The sequence below is a fragment of the Synechococcus sp. B60.1 genome (assembly GCF_047462555.1).
In the GTDB taxonomy this organism is placed as follows: Bacteria; Cyanobacteriota; Cyanobacteriia; order Thermostichales; family Thermostichaceae; genus Thermostichus.
The window spans coordinates 1-2,157 of record NZ_JANSJN010000180.1 but is presented as its reverse complement, the minus strand read 5'-3'; the positions used below and the strand labels follow the sequence as shown (position 1 = coordinate 2,157).

Genomic DNA, 2,157 nt, shown 5'->3' with positions numbered 1-2,157 from the left:
AGTGTACTGGGGAAAGGCTAAGCTTTGGCATGATTCTAAGTGCATTGTCTCATGCGGCGGTGCACCTCTAGAAATTGAAAAGGGGCGAGGTTAACCCTATGTGGCCAACGGAAGGTCGGCAACGGGCCATCATCGAGGCGGTGACGCCGGAAATCGACGGTGGGCGCTACGCCATCAAGCGAACGGTGGGGGAGTACGTGGTGGTGGAGGCGGACATCTTCGCCGATGGCCACGACCAACTCTCGGCGGTGCTCAGTTTTCGCCAGGCCGGGGCAACAGACTGGGAGGAGCTCTTCATGGAGCCCATCGGCAACGACCGCTGGCGGGCCCAATTTCAGGTCACACAAATTGGCCAAGCCTTTTACCGCATCTTGGCCTGGGTGGATCCTTTCCAAACCTGGCAGCAGGATCTGCACAAGCGGGTGGCTGCCGAGCAGGATGTGGCGGTGGAGCTGTTGATCGGGGCGGAGCTAGTGGAGCGGGCCGCCCAGGCTCAAAGCGGGGATCTGGCGGCAAAGCTGCGCAACTACGCCCAAATGCTCCGCCAAGGCGGGGATCCGGCTATCGAGATCGCCCTTTCCCCAACCCTGGGATCCCTGATGCAGCTCTACGGCGAGCGCCGCTTCGTCACCGCCTACCCGGAGCGACGGGTTTGGGTGGATCCGGAGAAGGCCCGCTTCAGCACCTGGTACGAGCTGTTTCCCCGCTCCTGTGGCCCTGACGAGCACACCCACGGCACCTTCCAGGATGTGATCGCTCGCCTGCCGCTGCTTGCCGAGATGGGCTTCGATGTGCTCTACCTGCCCCCCATCCACCCCATCGGGCGCACCTTCCGCAAGGGCAAAAACAACTCTATGACGGCAGAGCCGGAGGATGTGGGCTCTCCCTGGGCCATTGGCGGGCCAGAAGGCGGGCACAAGGCCATCCATCCGCAACTGGGATCCCTGGAGGATTTTCATCGCTTGGTGGCGGAGGCCAAAAAACTCAACATCGATATCGCCCTGGACATCGCCTTCCAGTGCTCGCCGGATCACCCCTATGTGAAAGAGCACCCGGAATGGTTTAGAAAGCGGCCCGACGGCACCATTCAATATGCGGAGAACCCGCCCAAGAAATATCAAGACATCTACCCCCTCGACTTTGAGACGGAAAACTGGCAGGCCCTCTGGGAGGAGTTAAAAAGCGTTATCGAATACTGGATCGACCAGGGAGTCACCATCTTTCGGGTTGATAATCCCCACACCAAGGCTTTTGGCTTTTGGGAGTGGTGCATCGGCCAGATCAAGGCCAAGCACCCGCAGACAATCTTTTTGTCTGAAGCCTTCACCCGCCCCAAACTGATGAAATCCTTGGCCAAGCTGGGCTTCACCCAGTCTTACACCTATTTCACCTGGCGCAACGACAAGTGGGGCCTGACGGAGTACTTCACCGAGCTCACCCAAACCCCGATGCGGGAGTACTATCGCCCCAACCTCTGGCCCAACACGCCGGACATTCTGAACGAGTTCTTGCAAAAGGGGGGACGCCCGGCTTTTATGCTGCGCCTCATCCTGGCGGCCACGCTGGGGGCCAGCTACGGCATCTACGGCCCCGCCTTTGACCTCTGCGAAAACCGTCCCCTCCGCCCCGGCAGCGAAGAGTATCTGGACTCGGAAAAATACCAAATCCGCCACTGGGATCTGGACACACCGGATAACTTGCGGCCTCTGATCGCGCAGGTGAACCGGATCCGACGGCAAAACCCGGCTTTGCAAAGCGACTGGAGCTTGGTGTTTCACCCCACCGACAACGAGGCCCTGATCTGCTACTCCAAGCGCACCTTTGATGGCAGCAACCGCATCTTGGTGGCGGTCAATTTGGATCCGTTTCACATTCAATCCGGCTGGGTCACCCTCAACCTGGGGGCTTTGGGTTTGGAACACTGGCAAACTTTCAAGGTGATCGACCTCTTGGACGGCCAGCAGTATTCCTGGCAGGGATCCACCAACTACATCAAGCTGGATCCCTGGACGATGCCAGCCCACATTTTTCTCATCGAAAGCTGAAGATCCCGACAACAGCAGTACAGTAAACTACCCGGCTCCGACCGCTAAGCGGTACGGAGCGGGCTTAAGCGCTACGCGCCGCTGACGCGAACGGTAGCCCTGCAGTTGGCAA

1 protein-coding gene is annotated in these 2,157 nt (G+C 59.3%); it reads left to right on the top strand.

Annotated features, from left to right (window positions below):
- Positions 1–98: 98 nt before the first annotated feature.
- On the top strand, positions 99–2,045 hold the full coding sequence (locus tag NW863_RS12805) for an alpha-1,4-glucan--maltose-1-phosphate maltosyltransferase (RefSeq protein WP_414366825.1): 1,947 nt from the start codon (positions 99–101) through the stop codon (positions 2,043–2,045).
- Positions 2,046–2,157 lie beyond the last annotated feature (112 nt).